The sequence below is a fragment of the Ruminococcus sp. genome (genome assembly GCF_024684275.1).
Genome location: NZ_JAIKXF010000068.1, coordinates 21,834 through 39,056, shown reverse-complemented (window position 1 = coordinate 39,056; position 17,223 = coordinate 21,834). Strand labels below are relative to the sequence as shown.

Here is a 17,223-nt window from a genome sequence, read left to right as displayed (position 1 = left end):
AGAAGCTCATGAATGACCTTTCCCCTTGTACCATTTTCGTAAAAATAGCTGTACAAAGCCTTTTCAAGAGGTCTTGCGTTGTTTTTTATAAAGTTTGAAGCTTTCAGTGTATCCATATTTTCACCACTCACACAGCATTATATATTCTTCGTCGTTTTCCAAAACTGTCTTAAATCCTGATTTTTTGTAGAGCTTAACAGCATAATTAGCCTTTTGCACTGCTAATGACAGTCTTTTATAGCCTGCATCTCTGTAAGCTTCGATAACAGCCCTCATCAGCGCAGTACCAATTCCCTGTCCCCTGTATTCTTTATACAGTGATATTGCAAGAGAAGGCGTTCCGTCGTCGATATGACCGTAATCATTCATTATACGTCCCCATACGGCTCCCACTATTCTGCCGCAAGACTCTGCACACAGAGAAATATCTCCGTCACGGCTGCCGAAGCCCTCGACATACACCTGCAATTCGGGCTGATACACTATATCACGGGGCGGCGGAGCAGCTCCCTCGGGTATAAATATCGCCTCATAGAGGAAGTCCTCAAGGAGCGGATATTCTCTTTCCCGAAAAGCTCTTATCGTATATTCCATAGTTTCTCCTGTATCAAGAAAGGAGCTGCCAAAACAGCTCCTGATTTTATTAGTTGTCACTGAGGTCGTAGGGCTGCTCCTCGTTTGAAAGTGCCACCTCGATGACCTTTCCGTAAAAGCCCGCCGGGTTGAGAAGTATCTTCTCGCCGATGAGCTTTGCCTGCGTCATATCGGGAGCATACAGTCTCAGGTCCATAAGGTCAAAGGTATTGTCAATACACCTTACATGGACATAATAGCCGTTGCCTACCGGCTCATACTCTATTTTAAGCTCCTTTTCGTACTTGATACGTGCAAAATAGCGCAGAGCTGCCAGCACAAGCTTGTCCCTGTAGGATTTTGGAGCATAGGCTTTAAGCTGCTTTGCACACTCTCTGCCCTTTGGCTGAAGGACATACTTTTCTGTATCATTATCATCTTTTTCAAGAACTATGAGCCCGTTTTTCAGCAGATAGCCGATAGAGTCCTGATAATAGAAATAATTGATTATCCCTGTTCCGATAGCTATATCGTAAAGCTGGTCGGGACCTACGGGACGGTCTATTTTATAAAGCAGATAGCACAGCAGTATATTCAGCGTTGGGATATCCTTTATCTCGGTATCGGCACGCTCTGCCATTTTCATGATATTTTCGTCCTGCATGATATGTCACCTTAACAAAAATTAGGATAATCCAGCATATGCGAGAGAAGGGCGATATTCACCGCAGCCTCTACACATGGTACTGCTGAGGGCACATTGCATGGAATATGCTTTACGCTCTCAACGGTCTCGCTGGTCATATCGCGGTAATTCACAGCCGCCTGCTGACCTGCAACGTATTCCGACGGCTTGAAGGCAACCCTGAGAGTTATAGGCATTCCCGAGGATATACCGCCCAGTATGCCGCCGTGGTTGTTGGTCTTGGTGAGAACATGACCGTGGTCATCGACATAGAATTCGTCGTTGTTCTGGCTGCCCACCATTTTTGCGGAAAGGAAACCTGCTCCGAATTCAAGTCCGCGGACATTCGGGATACCGAATATCAGCTGAGCGATATTGTTCTCAAGTCCGTCGAATATAGGCGAGCCTATGCCGGCAGGAACATTTATCACCGCACACTCTATGACTCCGCCGAGGGACTCGCCTCCCTCATATGCCTTGTTTATATCCTCTGTCATAGCCCAGCCCTTGCGGTCGTTTATGACAGGGAAATCCTTTGCTCTCACGCTGAGAATGCCGTCACGGGTGATATTCACTGGGTCAAAGGGATTATCCTTGATGTTGTGTATCTGGAGTATATGAGCTCCTGTGTAGATACCGCGCCTTTCAAGTATCTGGGCGCAGACAGCTCCTGCAAAGCACAGTGGTGCTGTAAGTCTGTCGGAAAAATGTCCGCCGTCACGGACATCATTGAAGCCTCTGTAGCGCATGGTGCCGGTATAATCTGCATGACCGGGACGGGCAAGGCTGTCGAGGTTATCGTGCTGAGGGGCAGATGTATCGGGATTCTGGAGAAAGGCACATAGCGGAGTACCTGTGGTACGTTCCTTGAATATGCCCGACATAATGTGGGGCATGGAATTCACAGCAGGTGTGCTGCTGCCCGGATATCTTCTTGCCATGAAACGAGCAAGCTCCTCGGCGTCGATATACTCTCCAGAGGGGAGATTATCCACTGTAACGCCTATAGCAGGTCCTTGAGCTTCGCCGAACATGGACACAGATATCCTATTATTCCAGAATGATGACATTTGCCTTACCTCCGAGTTTTCTGTAATCGTCAAAGAAAGCAGGATATGACTTTTCCGCTGCCTCAGCCCCCTTGATGACGACCTCGCCGTCGATGCGCGTAGCTGCGATTGCAGCTGCCATAACGATCCTATGGTCGCCGAAGCTGTCAACAGTACCGCCGTGCATAGCTCCTGTCGGGTGGATAATAAGTCCGTCGTCTGTTATTTCAACGTTTCCGCCGAGGTTATTCAGCAGAGCTGCCGTGGTCTGTAAACGGTCGCTTTCCTTTATTTTAAGTCGTTTTGCATTATATATTACCGAATCGCCGCTGCCGAAGGCACCCAGCACTGCAAGAATGGGTACAAGATCGGGAATATCCGAGCAGTCGGCGCTGTAGTGTCCGATATCGCCATTATAACACATATCGCTGATAATTTCAAGGATTTTCTTGTCGCCCTGAACGCTGTATTCCACAAGATTATGGAGCTTTACCTCAGAGCCGAGAGCATTTGCCACACAGAAAAATGCCGCCTGAGAATAATCGCCCTCGATGTGCTCGTCTCTTGCGATGTATCTCTGACCGCCCTTTACGCGGAAGCCCTCATCTGTCTCTGTCACCGAAACGCCGAATCTTCGCAGAGTATCAATAGTTATATCAACATACGGACGGGATTCGAGGTGAGATGTGAGAACTATATCCGAGTCACCGCTGAGAAGCGGAAGCGCAAAAAGAAGACCGGTTATGAACTGTGAGGACACATCGCCCTCTATCTCGAATCTGCCGCTTTTAAGCCCGCCTGATACGGTAAAAGGCATTGTATTGTTATAGTCAAAGGTCACACCGTTTTTGCCAAGCTCACGGATAAATATGTCGATAGGACGCTGTGGGAGCCTGCCTCTGCCGCGGAACTCAGTATTGCTGCATAAAGCAGCAGCTATCGGGATTATGAAGCGGAGCGTAGAGCCGCTCTCGTTGCAGTCTATCACACAATCCTGTGCACGTCTGCCCCCTGCTCCCTTAACAGTAATATCTCCGCCGCTGACGGTAAATTCAGCTCCGAAAGCCGTCATAGCACCGATAGTAGCCTCAATATCCTTAGACATTGTAACACCGCTGAGATGTGAAACTCCCTCAGCAAGAGCTGCGCAGATTATAGAGCGGTGAGCACAGCTTTTTGACGCAGGGACGCTTAGGTCGCCGCGAAGCTTTGACTGACTGATCCTTATATCCATGCTCAGCCCTCCATAAGTCGGCAGAATTCGGTAAATGGCACCTTTACTATCTCACCTTTGCCTATTTCCTTGCAGATTATGTAATTAATGTCCTTTTTCTCGTTTTTCTTGTCCTTTGAGCAGAATGGCAGAAGCTCGCTCATAGGTATATCACTGCCTGTGGGGAGCCTATATGCCGCACAGCACTTTTTGAGCCTGTCCGAAAGCTGAGGTGCAAGCTTGTCCGTTATCATGCACATACCTGCGGCAACGCCTGCGCCATGAGATATTCCTGTATATTTATGCCAGCCCTCTAATGCGTGACCGAGAGTGTGACCGAAATTGAGTATCATGCGCTCTCCCCTGTCAAACTCGTCATTTTCGACTACCTGACGCTTTATGTCAACGCAGTTATAAACCATTTCGTCCATTATCCCGTCAACAGTGTCAAGGTCGTGAGACTCCATAAGCTCAAAGAGCTTCTCGTCGCGTATCATGCCGTATTTTATGCACTCGCCCATGCCCTCTGAGAGCACCTCGGACGGGAGCGTTTTCAGTGTATCGCTGTCGCAGATGACCAGAGCAGGCTGCTTGAAGGCGCCTACAAGGTTCTTTCCGCCTGCGATGTCTATAGCGGTCTTGCCGCCAACAGATGAATCCACCTGTGCAAGGAGCGTGGTGGGTATCTGAACAAAATCGACTCCACGGAGATATGAAGCAGCTGCAAAGCCTGTTATATCGCCTACAACTCCGCCGCCGAGAGCAACGATGATGTCGCTGCGTGTAATGCCGCTGTCGCAAAGAAAATCGAATATCTTTCCAAGATTTTCAAGGCATTTCGACTGCTCGCCGTGGGAAAAAGCGTAAACCGAGCACTCAAAGCCTGCCTTTTTCATAGAATCCAGAACTGTGGGAAGATGATACCTCTCCACATTATCATCGGTTATTATAGCAGCCTTTTTTGAGCTTGTCACCTGTGCGATGTATTCTCCGCTTTTTGCAAGAGCACCGCGCTCGATGAGGACCTCATAGGGATGGCTGGTTTTTACGCTTATTTTCTTCATATCAACGCCTCCGTTAGTTTATACCGCGCCGCATTTACGCAGCGTTATTCCTCAGAAAAATTATACCATATACTATTATAACTGTCAACACTTTTCTGCTTTAAAGATTTTACCCGATGAAATTTAATATGTCACCTTATTAACATCATTTCAAGGACGATTTTTCACTTTTATTATGCATTAGCACTAAATTAGGTCGTGTTTTTTTGATACTCGCCGCAAATTTAACAATGAGTTCACAAAATGTCTATCACTGCAACTTTCGGCTATGCTATAATGTTGGTGTAAATTTATATGATTCTGACAGATATTTTATCTGATCGGAGGGGATATGTATGAAAAAAATTGATTACCTGACTGCTCTGGAAAATTTCATATCAGATCTGCAAAAATATCCCGATACAATCAACTCTGACATCGCTCCGGCCCTGGAGGGTATCTGCTCTGCACTGAATATCGTCAAAATAGAGATGTACGCCTACGATAACGAGGCTGCCGAGCATCTGAATATCTACAAGTATTTCTGCTTTTACGGCAGAAGGCACAAGGTCCGCGAGAACGATGTCTGCTTAAACAAACGATTTGTTACAGGTGACGAAAACATCGCTATATACAGGATATGGTCCGATGATGACTACTCGTGGGACGAAACCGAGAGGCACAGGATAGACATAATGCTGGATATACTCACATTCAGCCACGCCAAAAGCCGTCTTATCGGTATCGCACATCACCTGACCTTCTTTGATACCGAGCTGGATATGTTCAATCTCCGCCAGTTCATGAAATGTATCAAAATACTCTATAAGGCTGAACGTGTGGACGAATATACCGCCATATACTTCAACCTCAAGCGCTTTTCCCTTGTCAATCAGCAGATAGGCAGAGAAATGGGCACTATGGTAATGAAGAAGTTTATCGGACTTATCTCCGACCAGCTTGACGATGAATACGAAAACGTCTGCCGCATCGGCGGAGACAACTTCATAACCCTCATAAAGCAGGAAAAGCTCCAGACTATACTGCGGCTACTCAACGGCACAGGCATAGTCTACGACGAGACAAAGGGCGAGCGCATACTTCTTTCCGCTACTGCCGGAGTCTACGTTATCCCCGATATGGACAGCTTTATCCTGCCAACGGATATAATGGACAGAGTAAGCATGGCTTTTCACCTTGCAAAGGGCTCATCAAAGCAGGACGTTGTGTACTTTGATGACGCTCTCCTTGCACGTACCAAGCGCAATAACGAGATAACAGCCTGCTTTCCGAGGGCGCTTGAGGACAGAGAGTTTCTTGTGTACTATCAGCCTAAGGTTGATATTGAACATCGCCGTGTCGTAGGCGCAGAGGCACTCTGCCGCTGGTTTCACAACGGAAGGCTGGTCTCCCCTGCTGATTTTATCCCTGTTCTCGAACAGGGACGTGATATATGCAAGCTGGACTTCTATATGCTCGACGCTGTATGCAGTGATATACGCAGATGGCTTGACAGCGGACGAAACGCGGTAAGGGTATCAGTGAACCTCTCGCGCCGTCATCTGTCGGATATGGACCTTCTCCAGCATATCACTGAGATAATCGACAGGCATAGTGTTCCCCATGAATATATCGAAATAGAGCTTACCGAGACTACAACCGATGTTGAGTTCAAGGACCTAAAACGCATAATCAGCGGCTTGCAGGAGCTTGGACTTTCCACCGCCGTAGATGACTTCGGCACAGGCTATTCCTCGCTGAATCTGCTTAAAGAGATACCCTGGGACGTAGTTAAGCTTGATAAGAGCCTTCTGCCTGATATGAACACTGAGAATTATATGCAGAAAACCATAATGTTCAAATATATAGCCGCTATGACGCAGGAAATCGGTCTTGAATGCATATCCGAGGGCGTTGAGACCATCGAACAGGTAAACCTGCTCAGCTCCAACGGCTGCTATCTTGCGCAGGGATTCTATTTTGACAAGCCACTGCCCGTTGCGGAGTTCGAGACACGTATCAATGACAGTTTCATCTATAATAAATAATTGCAAACAAGGGACGCCCTCACTTGCAGGTCCCCCTAATCGGGTCCGTCCCCTCTGTCGCGTTGCGACATCTCCCCACCCTGTGGGGAGTCACCCTCTTAAAAAAACAGTCCGCCGGACTGTTTTTTTAATTCACCCTTGCGGAGCGCCTAACGATATCGGGGCTCTGCCCCGAACCCTGCCAGAGGCGCCGCCTCTGGACTCTGCCAAAGGAACACAGTCCCTTTGGAATCCCCTTCAGAGGGACATCAAATTATTATAAAAAGGGAGTGATATCATCACTCCCTCACTGTTATTTCATTTCCGCCTGTCTGTACTGCAAAGGAGTCAATCCGTAGAAATTGCCGAACGCCTTTACAAAATATGAGGTGTTCCCATAGCCCACGTTTATTCCAACGTCCTTTACGGACAAATCAGTGGTTTTCAGAAGCTCAGCTGCTTTATTCAGCCTGCTGGTTATAACGTCCCTGTTTACGCTGACACCGAAGGTCTCGGTATACAGGTGCTGGAAGCGTGAGCGGCTCAGCGACAGCTCCTTAGCCATATCATCAATGGAATAATCACGGCTCGGCCAGCGGTAAATGGACTTGCGTATCCACAAGAGCTTCTCAGAGTATATTCCCTCTGTTCTGTTTGGAAAAGTCTCCTTTTTTCTGAGCTTTTCCGATATCTTGAACATAAGCAGTCTGAAATACAGGTCAATGCTGTTTGTCCTGAACTGATTTCCCGAATAGTGCTCAAAGCACATACTGCGTATCATAGATGACATCTCGGTAATATCGCCTATCTCCACAGGCTTGTCAAGGGGAATATTCAGCTCACTCATCAATTTCTGCTCGTCCTCATCGGGATAAAAATGCATCCAGTCATCAAAGTATTCATTGCTGGCAGGATAGTAATACTGTGGGGTGTTGGGACGATAAATGATAAACGAGTGGGACGCTGTGCGTATTTCCCTGCCGTCTATCCTGAAATGTACGGGTGTTTTTACAATAAGCATAAGCCAGCTGTCAGTGCCATTCGGGCGGTCTATACAGAAGCTTCTCCCATGTCTGTGATTGTAGCCTATTTCGACCATTCTCAAAGTGATGCACTCCTCTTTATCTTTCTTTAAAATCAATTATAGCACATCGCAGGAAAAGCTGTCAAGGTTTTTCAGCACAAAAGTGATATATTTATTTTCTTGTGACGGATATGATTTTAAAATGCATATTTAGAAAGGGCGGATAAGGATAGCCCCCTCTGGCGGAACGCAGGTTACATTTACGAGTCTGTAATTTCAGGCTCGGCAACCATATTTTCCGTTAAGGGAAGGCGACTAATATCCGCCCCTTTCATCAGTCTAATTTTTTATCGAGATACTGGATATCCATATCCACATCGCCGTTTATACCCGGGATATGACCGTAGGCGCTTGCCTGCCAGATAGCGTACTCACCGTCATAATCGGTCTCGTCAACAAAATGTGCCAGCCAAACCGGGTGTGAAGCCTTTGTCTCCTCACTCCATATATTGCCGAGGAAGTTCTTGCTGCTGTAGAGCATAGCCTTGTATCCGCACTTTTCGATCTCGTCTGCAAAGACTGCATAAACGTCATTGATGTCCTTTATGCTCATGTGGTACTTCTGGAAGTTAGCAAATTCCTCCCAGTCAAACGCAACAGGCATTTGCAGCTCATAGCCCTTGACCTGCTCGGCGATCCAGCGAACGTGTTCGCGGACGCCATCCTGAGTATTATCGGTGGTGTAGAAGTAAACTCCCACATCAAGTCCTGCCTCTGTGGCATTCTTGATATTTTCACGGAAATAATCATCCATAGTTATCTCACTGTAAAAATATCCCACACGGATTATTACAAAGCTGCATCCTGCCTCTTTGACAGCGTTATAGTCCACATTGGTCTGCCATGCGGAAACATCAATGCCAAAGCGGACATTGTCGCCGTCATATCGGGAAATAAAGTCACTGTAATTCACTCTGGGATTATCATCAACAGGACGTGGAACTTCATTCAGCACACATATTTTCAGATCCCATGTTGTAAAATTTCCCGAGCTGTCCGTAACAGTAGCGGTCAGAGGATAGAGTCCCACCTTATCGGGATCAATATCACCTGTAAAAGTCAGAACGGGATCGCTGTCGAAATTATCTGCAAAGCCAACATAGTCGTTGAGATCAAAGGGAGTTCCCACCTTGTGATTCGGCTCCCAGCCTGCATTCAGCACCACAGGAGGAGTGGTATCTATTACGGAATATTGTAGCTTCTGTGTGAACACACAGCCGTTATATATATAAGGAACCTCCACCTCAAAAACTCCCGTATCAGAGGTGTTTAGCCTTACAGAGCCGTCACTGAGGTCTACGTTTTTTTCTGTGATAAAGCTGTCAAGGGAAATATCCTCATACACCTCAACGGAATCAAGTCCCTTTAGCACAAGGTCTTTCGGAGGCTCGGATTTTGGCTTTGTTGTTGTAACAGTAGTAGCTGCCGAAGCAGTTGTTGTGGTCGAAACAGTTGTTGTGACCGCAGTTGTGGGAGCTTTGGCATCTGAGGAAGATGTTGCGGCTTTTTGACCGCCGCAGCCCGTAAGGAGGCACAGTGCTGCTGAGAGTATTACTATATATTTTAGTTTCATATTATACCTTTCACTATAAGTTCTGAATTAAAAAACAGCGATAATCGCCGCAATAAAATTATTAATCTTACTTATTATAACACAAAAGCTTTGGAATAGCAAGCTGCGCGGCATAAAATTTCCTGTTCTGCTATACTTTTACGCGAAAAAGGCTGCGGCGGCTCGCCGCTTATAACACAAAAGCTCTTGAAGCTGCTATAACCGCCATGCAAGAGCGTATCATATCTGGCTCTTACTTCGGAAACCTCTCACACAAGTAGCACCTTAACCTTGCTGCAATCCTTGATATTACGCCAAATCAATCAGAGTTTTTCATGTGTGAAAACGCTCGAACTGTCTAAAAAATCTGAATAATAATAAAAACTGCGGCTCTGCTCTTGACTTTTTGCCGCCGATTTGATATAATAAATATGTTATATTTAAGCCGATGTGATGGAATTGGCAGACGTGACGGACTCAAAATCCGTTGGTGGCAACACCGTGCGGGTTCGACCCCCGCCATCGGCACTTTCGCAAAGCCTGCGTACTTTTACGCCCCGATATTATCGGGGCGTTAGTTTTATCCTCAAATATGAACGATCTGTAAACTTTAATACTCTTTCATGGACTTGATCAATTCAGCGTGATATAATATAAATGGTTATAAAATTTGTTTTATGGGCTCGTAGCTCAGTTGGGAGAGCGCTGCGTTCGCAACGCAGAGGCCGAGGGTTCGATCCCCTTCGAGTCCATTCACATGATCCGCCTCAGTTTAACTGCGGCGCTTTTATTAATCAAAAAGAGCTATCCGATTCAACTACGAATCAGATAGCTCTTTTTTTAAATAATATTCTATACTACATAACAGGCAAATGCGGTACCCTCTTGCGGTTCCCGAAATCTGCTTCGCTTTCGCTTGCATATTTCGACCGCTGCGCAATAATTCCCTCGCTTCTTCTGCCGCTGGCAGCGCTTCGGGAATTATTCCCACTCCACAGTTCCGGGGGGCTTTGAGGTTATATCATACACTACTCTGTTGACGTGCTCGACTTCGTTACATAGACGATTCGAGACCTTAGCCAGCACATCATACGGTATTCTTGCCCAGTCTGCTGTCATGAAGTCATCAGTAGTAACTGCGCGGATAGCGATCAGGTGGTCGTATGTACGGTGGTCGCCCATAACGCCGACTGTGCGGACATCAGGAAGAACTGCAAAGAACTGCTTGAGCTGCTCCTCGATACCGCTTTTGCGTATCTCGTCGCGGAAAACAGCGTCTGCTTCCTGTAATATCTTTATCTTCTCCTCGGTTATCTCACCGATAATACGAACTCCCAGACCGGGACCCGGGAATGGCTGACGCCATACAAGGTCGTGGGGGATCCCAAGCTTTTCGCCAACCGCTCTTACCTCGTCCTTGAAAAGGTCACCGAGCGGCTCGATCGTACCTGCAAACTTTATATCATCAGGCATTTTTACCATATTGTGGTGAGTCTTGATAACAGCTGTACTGCCGTGCCCTGCCTGATTGCCTCTGCCTGATTCGATACGGTCGGGATAGATAGTTCCCTGCGCGAAGAATCCGTCTGTACCCTGTTCTCTTATCTTCTCCCAGAAAACATTGTAGAATTCAGTACCTATGATCTTGCGCTTCTGCTCGGGATCGGTAACTCCCTTGAGAGCAGCAAGGAACTTGTCCTTGCAGTTTACACGGACAAAGTTCATATCGAAAAGCTTAGTGAATGTTTCCTCAACAAAGTCGCCCTCGTCCTTTCGCATGAGTCCCTGATCCACGAAAACACAGGTGAGCTGCTTGCCGACAGCGCGGCTGAGAAGTCCTGCTGCAACTGACGAATCAACGCCGCCCGATAAACCGAGTATTACCTTCTTATCGCCTATCTGCTCGCGGAGCTTCTTGACTGTATTCTCGATAAAGTCGTCCATTACCCAGTCACCTGTACAGCCGCAGACATTATAAAGGAAGTTATGGAGTATCTGCTTGCCGTATTCACTGTGAGTTACCTCTGGGTGGAACTGCACTGCGTAGAGCTTCTTCTCGGGAGCCTCAAAGGCAGCACATGGACAGTCAGCAGACTTGGCAGTAACGCTGAAGCCCTCGGGAAGCTGGCTTACAAAGTCGGTATGGCTCATCCAGACAATGCTCTTTTCGGGAACATCACGGAAGATAAGGCTGTCGCTTTTCTGAGTGATCTCGATCTTGCCGTACTCGCTCTTTTCGCAGCTCTCCACCTTGCCGCCGAGAGTATAAGCCATGAGCTGACAGCCGTAGCAGATACCGAGGATAGGCACACCTATCTCAAATATCTCCTCTGAGATATGTGGCGAGCTTGGATCATAGACGCTGTTAGGACCGCCTGTGAAGATGATAGCGGTGGGATTCAGCGCTTTAAGCTCGCTGATAGGAGTGTCAAATCTCTTGATCTCGCAGTAAACGCCGCATTCACGCACTCTTCGTGCAATGAGCTGATTGTACTGACCGCCGAAATCGAGAACGATACAAAGCTGGTTAGACATAAGTCCCTCCTTAACTTCCGCTTTACGGCAGCGGACGCCGTATTTTTGTCTATGTAGGGGGCGATGCTTACATCGCCCCGTCCAATCATTTGGTAAATTAAAACGGGCGGATGTAGGCATCCGCCCCTACACATAGCTTTAGCAGGACGTCGCGGACGCCGTCCTCTACTACTCACTACTTACTAATTTCTACTCACTAATTATGCCACATTTCAAAGAAAATTTCAAGCCCTGAGTGCGCTTTTTTGCCGCAAAAAAAGCCCCAGCGCCAATTATAGTAAAATTCAATAAAAAAATAATAACTGCCTATTGAATTTACTAACACTTTGTGGTATAATATATTTATATAGTTTTAGCAATGCACTATAGAAGGAGTTTCAATATGTCCCCTAAAGAAGAATTTATTACTATATACAAGCAAAACATTAAGCGTGAGGGCGCTGATAAGCTTTTGGAGTTTCTCGAAAAGAGCGACTTCTTCACTGCTCCCAGCAGCACCCGATTCCACGGCTCACATGAGGGCGGTCTCGTTCAGCACAGCCTCAACGTTTACCACTGCCTCAAGGATTACCTTTCGCGTCCGCGCACAAAGGAGCTATACGGCATGGATTACTCGGAGGAGACCATTGCTATCGTCGCTCTGCTCCATGATGTGTGCAAGGTGAATTTCTACACCGTGGAAATGCGCAACAAGAAAAATGACGAGACAGGACAGTGGGAGAAGGTCCCGTTCTACGCTATAAATGATACTCTCCCCTACGGACACGGCGAAAAGTCAGTGTACATACTCTCGGGCTACTTCTACGGCGAAAACAGACTTACCCGTGAGGAAGCCTTTGCAATAAGGTATCATATGGGCTTTTCATATGGTGGAACAGAAGAAAGAAACTCTATCGGCAGGGCACTTGAAATGTACCCGCTCGCTCTGGCACTGAACGTAGCCGATATGGAGGCGTCCTACTACATGGAAGGCTCAGAAAAATAAATAAAAAAATGTAAGGAGTTTTTATTATGAACTGGTACGATAACGCCATTATCTATCACATATATCCTCTTGGCTTCTGCGGTGCGCCGAAGTTCAACGACGGAAGTGAAGATGTGACCTACAGACTTGATAAGGTGCTGGAATGGATACCCCACCTGAAGGAAATGAATGTGGACGCTGTTTACTTCGGACCTGTTTTCGAGTCCGTTGAGCACGGCTACGATACCATTGACTATAAGAAAATAGACCGTCGTCTCGGCGATAACAACTCTTTCCGTTTTATCTGCGACCAGCTCCATGAAAATGGTATCCGCGTCATTCTTGACGGCGTATTCAATCACGTCGGCAGAAGATTCCCGCAGTTCATGGACGTTCAGGAAAAGGGACAGGGCTCGGAATACTGCGGCTGGTTCCAGAATCTCAACTTCGGCGGACCAAGCCCGTACGGTGATCCTTTCTGGTATGAGGGCTGGAACGGACACTACAACCTCGTAAAGCTCAATCTTCGCAATGTAGGCGTTTGTGACCATATCATCGACGCTATAAACTACTGGATAGAGTCCTTCAACATCGACGGTATCCGCTTTGACGCCGCTGACTGCATAGACTTTGACTTCTTCAAGAGGATAAGAAGCTTCTGCAAGGGCAAAAAGCCTGATTTCTGGCTCATGGGCGAGATAATCCACGGCGACTACAACCGCTGGGCTAATCCCGAGATGCTTGACAGCGTTACAAACTATGAATGCTACAAGGGACTGTGGTCCTCACACAATGATAAAAACTACTTCGAGATAGACTACTCAATAAACAGACAGTCGGGTGCTAACGGCGGCATCTACCGCAATCTTGACCTCTACAACTTCGTGGACAACCATGACGTGAACCGTCTGGCAAGCACCCTCAACAACAACGCTCACCTGCCGCTGGTATATACGCTTATGTACACCATGCCGGGTATACCGTCTATTTATTACGGCAGTGAGTACGGTATCGAGGGCCGCAAGGAGAACAATTCCGACGACGCTCTCCGCCCTTGCCTCCACCTGCAGGATATGGAGCGTGAGAATGTTTCACTCTACCACCACATCGTAAAGCTTGGCAGGATATACCGCGCATACCCTGCGCTGAGAACAGGCAGCTATGAGCGCATAGTGATAACCAATCAGCAGCTTCTCTTCAAGAAGGTACAGGGCGATCAGACTGTATATGTAGCTCTCAACCTCGGCGATTATGATTATGACCTTAATTTCCCGACTCATATGAAAGGACTTGTAGACGTATTCACGGCTACTCCAATACAGGTCGAGAACGGTAATGCCTATGTACGTATGGCTCCTTATTCGGCAATGATAATCGTTGCGGACGATATAGTGAATAACGAGCCCGAGGAGGCGGTCACAGTCGAGGATAAGGATACAGAAATCGTTGTAGGCGCTAAATACCGCCACTTCAAGGGCAATGAATATGAGCTCCTTGCAGTTGCACGTCATACCGAAACAATGGAAGAGCTTGTAATATACAAGTCTCTCAAAGACGGCGAGGTGTGGGCCAGACCCAAGTCAATGTTCATCGGAAAAGCAGGCGGCGAAAGAAGATTCACTAAAATAGACTGAAATAATTTATCCCCGAAGCAATAACATGATCGCTTCGGGGATTTTTATATCTGTATGATATTTAAGGAACTAAATATTATCAGCTCCACTCAAGCTCGTGGATATTCTTGAATTCTGCTCTTGCCATGAGTATAGCAACTGCTGCAGAGAGAAGATCGGCAATAGGACCTGCAAAGGTAACTCCGTCTATCTTGAAGAACATCGGCAGAACGACTAACAGCGGAATGAAGAAAAGTATCTGTCTTGTCAGCGACAGGAATACGCCCTTTACAGGCTTTCCTATGGACGTAAAGAACGTTGACACTATGGGCTGCAGGCAGTTCAGCCATGTGAAAAACAGGCATATTCTGAGGAATTTTGATCCGAACTCATAATAGCCCTCGCTGGCGTTGTTATTTGCAAAGAAGCCCAGTATCTGTCTCGGGAACAGCTGGAAGCACACAAAGGCTGCCAGTGAGATCACTGCGCCTGTCTTTACAGCCATCCAGAAAGCGCTCTTGACACGGTCGTACTTCTGTGCGCCGTAATTAAAGCTCTCAATAGGCTGAGTGCCCTGCGCAAGTCCTATGACAATAGAGAATACTATCATATTGACCTTCATGACTATGCTTGCGACTGCTATAGGATCATCAGAGCCGTATTTTGACATAGCTCCGTAATATTTGAGCGAGTTGTTGAGGACTATCTGTACTACTGTGATAGCCAGCTGATTGAAGCACGAAGCCATTCCGATAGAGCAGATTCGCCTTACGATCCTGAATGACGGGATAAGATGTGAACCAAAAAGGAATACGGTCTTGAAGTTAAAGCAGTAAACAACTACGATAAGCGCTGATACCACCTGTGCGATTACTGTTGCAATAGCCGCGCCCTTCATTCCCCAGCCGAGACCGAGAACAAATACGGCGTCAAGGATAGTATTTACTACAGCTCCCGAAATATTGCATATCATAGTCACCTTCGGACTTCCGTCTGCACGGACTATATGTCCGCCGCCCGTACCAAGTATCAGAAAGGGGAAGCCGAATGCGGTATACCTTACATACTCCTTTGCATAGGGCATTATCGCAGGCGAAGCTCCGAAGCATTTAAGAAGCGGCGTCAGGAATATCATAGTAACAGCCGATATTATGACTCCGAAGATAACCATCATGGAAAGCGAATTTCCAGCAAAATACGGTGCCTTTTTCTTATCGCCCATACCCAGTGTCAGATTGAAGCACGAAGCTCCTCCGATACCGAAGAGCAGAGCGACTGCCATGCAGGCAGTTGAAAACGGAAAGGCGATACCTGTTGCCGCATTTCCCAAAGGACCAATAGCGTTGCCTATAAACAGCTGGTCTACGATATTATAAAGAGCGCTTACCAGCATACCTATGATACTTGGTATAGCAAATTTCATCATAAGCGAGCCTACAGGGAGAAATCCGAGAGGATTACCCATACCCTCGGGCGCACCTCCTGCTCCTACCGGCGGACCTCCTGCTCTCTCCGGCGGACCACCTGCACCCGGAGGCGGACCTCCGACTCTATCGGGCGGTCCTCCTGAACCTGAGGGCATACCGCCGTATATTCTTTCATTCATATAACAACCTTCTTTTTTCTATATATCTTCAAATACCTATTAATTATACATCATTCCGACGCAAAAAACAATAGAAAGAGTAAACAGAAAAGCCAAAAGCAATTCATTACTTTATGTTAAACATGATACAATTTAAACTATCAGGAAACTTTTTTCTCCTTGACACTATTGCCCTTATGTGGTAAAATTAACTGTGTAATTCTATTTTATCAGAATATAGTTTAAAACACGCATAAAAAACTCACTATATAAATGCTATGCCCTATATAGATAAATAACCAGAGGTAGTGAACATATGAAGATAATCAGATACCCCTCCGAGGAAGCCGTAAGCAAGTCTATGGCGGCAGACGAGCCCATGCTCGTCCTTATATCCTTTGACGGAAAGACCGTTATCATGAGCTCCGTAGACGAAGCCGCTGAGCACCATATACTCCTTATGAACACAGGCTATAAGGACACCGATATAGATAGTTTCTTCCGTATAGTCCTTGACCGCAGCGGCGCGGACTGGACATTCGTGTGCCCCCCCGACTACAAGGGAATTCCTTTCAATGATAAGCGGATAGAAGCATTCTACAAGGACGGCTTTGCCGTTATCTCAAACTTTCTGCACTCAATAGGCTATCTTGTGGGCATAAATATTCCAAAGCGATACCGACGTCATCTTGACGTTCTCAGCAGCGGCACATATTAAGGAGCTATATAAATGAAGATAATACTTGCATCAGCTTCCCCAAGACGGCGTGAGCTGATGAGATACATAACCGAGGATTTCGAGGCGGTCTCAACGGACTGCGACGAGACTCTCCCAGACAACATCGAACCCACAGCGGCTTCCGAGTACCTTGCGGTGCTGAAAGCAAAGGCGGCTGCGGAGAAATACCCGGACTGCATAGTTATCGGCTGTGATACAACGGTCATCTGCGGCAGCGAAATTCTTGGCAAGCCACATGACAGAGCTCAGTGCATTGCCGATATATCAAAGCTTTCGGGGTGCACTCATCAGGTGGTCACAGGCTGCTGCATCATCAAAGCAGGCAAGGTCAGCTCTTTTTCAGAGGTGACCAATGTTACCTTTCGCAAGCTGACAACTTCTGAAATAGAGACTTACGCCGATACCGACGAGCCCTACGACAAGGCTGGAGGCTACGGCATACAGGGGCTTGGCTCTGCTCTCATCTCCCACATCGACGGTGATTTCTTCAACGTGGTGGGACTTCCCGTAGGCAGACTCTTTAATAGAATTAAAGAAGTTGAGAGTTGAGAGTTATAATGC

14 protein-coding genes and 2 tRNA genes are annotated in these 17,223 nt (G+C 46.9%); 7 read left to right on the top strand and 9 right to left on the bottom strand.

Annotated features, from left to right (window positions below):
* Nucleotides 1–120 precede the first annotated feature (120 nt).
* From K5677_RS07735 to aroB, 5 genes are read right to left on the bottom strand one after another with little or no spacing between them, the layout of a single operon-like run.
* Nucleotides 121–594: a GNAT family N-acetyltransferase gene (locus K5677_RS07735; protein WP_296726486.1), complete on the bottom strand. Its 474-nt coding sequence runs from the start codon at nucleotides 592–594 to the stop codon at nucleotides 121–123.
* Between the two features lie 49 nt (nucleotides 595–643).
* Nucleotides 644–1,237 (bottom strand): DUF4364 family protein, encoded by a 594-nt coding sequence (locus K5677_RS07730; RefSeq protein WP_296726484.1) that lies wholly within the window; start codon nucleotides 1,235–1,237, stop codon nucleotides 644–646.
* Nucleotides 1,238–1,248: 11 nt separating this feature from the next.
* Nucleotides 1,249–2,328, bottom strand: coding sequence for a chorismate synthase (gene aroC / locus K5677_RS07725; RefSeq protein ID WP_296726481.1), 1,080 nt, complete (start codon nucleotides 2,326–2,328; stop codon nucleotides 1,249–1,251).
* Nucleotides 2,309–3,541, bottom strand: coding sequence for a 3-phosphoshikimate 1-carboxyvinyltransferase (aroA, locus tag K5677_RS07720; protein ID WP_296726478.1), 1,233 nt, complete (start codon nucleotides 3,539–3,541; stop codon nucleotides 2,309–2,311). Before aroA ends, aroC begins: the two co-directional genes overlap by 20 nt.
* Before the next feature lie 2 nt (nucleotides 3,542–3,543).
* Nucleotides 3,544–4,584 (bottom strand): 3-dehydroquinate synthase, encoded by a 1,041-nt coding sequence (gene aroB / locus K5677_RS07715; protein ID WP_296726475.1) that lies wholly within the window; start codon nucleotides 4,582–4,584, stop codon nucleotides 3,544–3,546.
* Nucleotides 4,585–4,919: 335 nt separating this feature from the next.
* Here aroB and K5677_RS07710 point away from each other — a divergent pair, with 335 nt between their 5' ends.
* Nucleotides 4,920–6,611 carry a bifunctional diguanylate cyclase/phosphodiesterase gene (locus tag K5677_RS07710; RefSeq protein ID WP_296726472.1) on the top strand — a complete coding sequence of 564 codons (1,692 nt, stop codon included), beginning with the start codon at nucleotides 4,920–4,922 and terminating at the stop codon, nucleotides 6,609–6,611.
* Between the two features lie 292 nt (nucleotides 6,612–6,903).
* On the opposite strand, the gene K5677_RS07705 is transcribed toward K5677_RS07710, so the two are convergent.
* Together K5677_RS07705 and K5677_RS07700 are read right to left on the bottom strand one after the other, a co-directional pair.
* Nucleotides 6,904–7,689, bottom strand: a complete 786-nt coding sequence (locus K5677_RS07705; protein WP_296726488.1) for a helix-turn-helix transcriptional regulator — start codon at nucleotides 7,687–7,689, stop codon at nucleotides 6,904–6,906.
* A gap of 259 nt (nucleotides 7,690–7,948) precedes the next feature.
* Entirely contained in the window at nucleotides 7,949–9,247 is a 1,299-nt protein-coding gene (locus K5677_RS07700; RefSeq protein ID WP_296726469.1) for a GH25 family lysozyme, read from the bottom strand.
* A gap of 423 nt (nucleotides 9,248–9,670) precedes the next feature.
* On the opposite strand from K5677_RS07700, the gene K5677_RS07695 reads away from it, so the two are divergent.
* A tRNA-Leu gene (locus K5677_RS07695) sits at nucleotides 9,671–9,754 on the top strand.
* A 151-nt stretch (nucleotides 9,755–9,905) separates the two neighbouring features.
* Nucleotides 9,906–9,978, top strand: a tRNA-Ala gene (locus tag K5677_RS07690).
* A gap of 229 nt (nucleotides 9,979–10,207) precedes the next feature.
* On the opposite strand, the gene guaA is transcribed toward K5677_RS07690, so the two are convergent.
* On the bottom strand, nucleotides 10,208–11,761 hold the full coding sequence (gene guaA, locus K5677_RS07685; RefSeq protein ID WP_296726467.1) for a glutamine-hydrolyzing GMP synthase: 1,554 nt from the start codon (nucleotides 11,759–11,761) through the stop codon (nucleotides 10,208–10,210).
* A gap of 382 nt (nucleotides 11,762–12,143) precedes the next feature.
* Here guaA and K5677_RS07680 point away from each other — a divergent pair, with 382 nt between their 5' ends.
* Both K5677_RS07680 and K5677_RS07675 read left to right on the top strand, forming a co-directional pair.
* Nucleotides 12,144–12,746: an HD domain-containing protein gene (locus tag K5677_RS07680; protein WP_296726464.1), complete on the top strand. Its 603-nt coding sequence runs from the start codon at nucleotides 12,144–12,146 to the stop codon at nucleotides 12,744–12,746.
* A 26-nt stretch (nucleotides 12,747–12,772) separates the two neighbouring features.
* Nucleotides 12,773–14,359 carry a DUF1653 domain-containing protein gene (locus K5677_RS07675; protein WP_296726462.1) on the top strand — a complete coding sequence of 529 codons (1,587 nt, stop codon included), beginning with the start codon at nucleotides 12,773–12,775 and terminating at the stop codon, nucleotides 14,357–14,359.
* A 79-nt stretch (nucleotides 14,360–14,438) separates the two neighbouring features.
* Here the strand turns inward: K5677_RS07675 and K5677_RS07670 are convergent, their stop codons facing one another.
* Nucleotides 14,439–15,944, bottom strand: coding sequence for an MATE family efflux transporter (locus K5677_RS07670; RefSeq protein WP_296726461.1), 1,506 nt, complete (start codon nucleotides 15,942–15,944; stop codon nucleotides 14,439–14,441).
* 295 nt (nucleotides 15,945–16,239) lie between these two features.
* On the opposite strand from K5677_RS07670, the gene K5677_RS07665 reads away from it, so the two are divergent.
* The gene (locus K5677_RS07665; RefSeq protein ID WP_296726459.1) at nucleotides 16,240–16,641 is read left to right on the top strand and encodes a hypothetical protein; all 402 of its coding nucleotides are present in this window, start codon (nucleotides 16,240–16,242) and stop codon (nucleotides 16,639–16,641) included.
* A 12-nt stretch (nucleotides 16,642–16,653) separates the two neighbouring features.
* Nucleotides 16,654–17,211: a Maf family protein gene (locus tag K5677_RS07660; RefSeq protein WP_296726458.1), complete on the top strand. Its 558-nt coding sequence runs from the start codon at nucleotides 16,654–16,656 to the stop codon at nucleotides 17,209–17,211.
* Nucleotides 17,212–17,223 lie beyond the last annotated feature (12 nt).

Coding starts and splice junctions, on each gene's coding strand:
- K5677_RS07735 (WP_296726486.1), bottom strand. CDS start 594: ATGGAATATACGATAAGAGCTTTTCGGGAAAGAGAATATCCGCTCCTT.
- K5677_RS07730 (WP_296726484.1), bottom strand. CDS start 1,237: ATGCAGGACGAAAATATCATGAAAATGGCAGAGCGTGCCGATACCGAG.
- aroC (WP_296726481.1), bottom strand. CDS start 2,328: ATGTCATCATTCTGGAATAATAGGATATCTGTGTCCATGTTCGGCGAA.
- aroA (WP_296726478.1), bottom strand. CDS start 3,541: ATGGATATAAGGATCAGTCAGTCAAAGCTTCGCGGCGACCTAAGCGTC.
- aroB (WP_296726475.1), bottom strand. CDS start 4,584: ATGAAGAAAATAAGCGTAAAAACCAGCCATCCCTATGAGGTCCTCATC.
- K5677_RS07710 (WP_296726472.1), top strand. CDS start 4,920: ATGAAAAAAATTGATTACCTGACTGCTCTGGAAAATTTCATATCAGAT.
- K5677_RS07705 (WP_296726488.1), bottom strand. CDS start 7,689: ATGGTCGAAATAGGCTACAATCACAGACATGGGAGAAGCTTCTGTATA.
- K5677_RS07700 (WP_296726469.1), bottom strand. CDS start 9,247: ATGAAACTAAAATATATAGTAATACTCTCAGCAGCACTGTGCCTCCTT.
- guaA (WP_296726467.1), bottom strand. CDS start 11,761: ATGTCTAACCAGCTTTGTATCGTTCTCGATTTCGGCGGTCAGTACAAT.
- K5677_RS07680 (WP_296726464.1), top strand. CDS start 12,144: ATGTCCCCTAAAGAAGAATTTATTACTATATACAAGCAAAACATTAAG.
- K5677_RS07675 (WP_296726462.1), top strand. CDS start 12,773: ATGAACTGGTACGATAACGCCATTATCTATCACATATATCCTCTTGGC.
- K5677_RS07670 (WP_296726461.1), bottom strand. CDS start 15,944: ATGAATGAAAGAATATACGGCGGTATGCCCTCAGGTTCAGGAGGACCG.
- K5677_RS07665 (WP_296726459.1), top strand. CDS start 16,240: ATGAAGATAATCAGATACCCCTCCGAGGAAGCCGTAAGCAAGTCTATG.
- K5677_RS07660 (WP_296726458.1), top strand. CDS start 16,654: ATGAAGATAATACTTGCATCAGCTTCCCCAAGACGGCGTGAGCTGATG.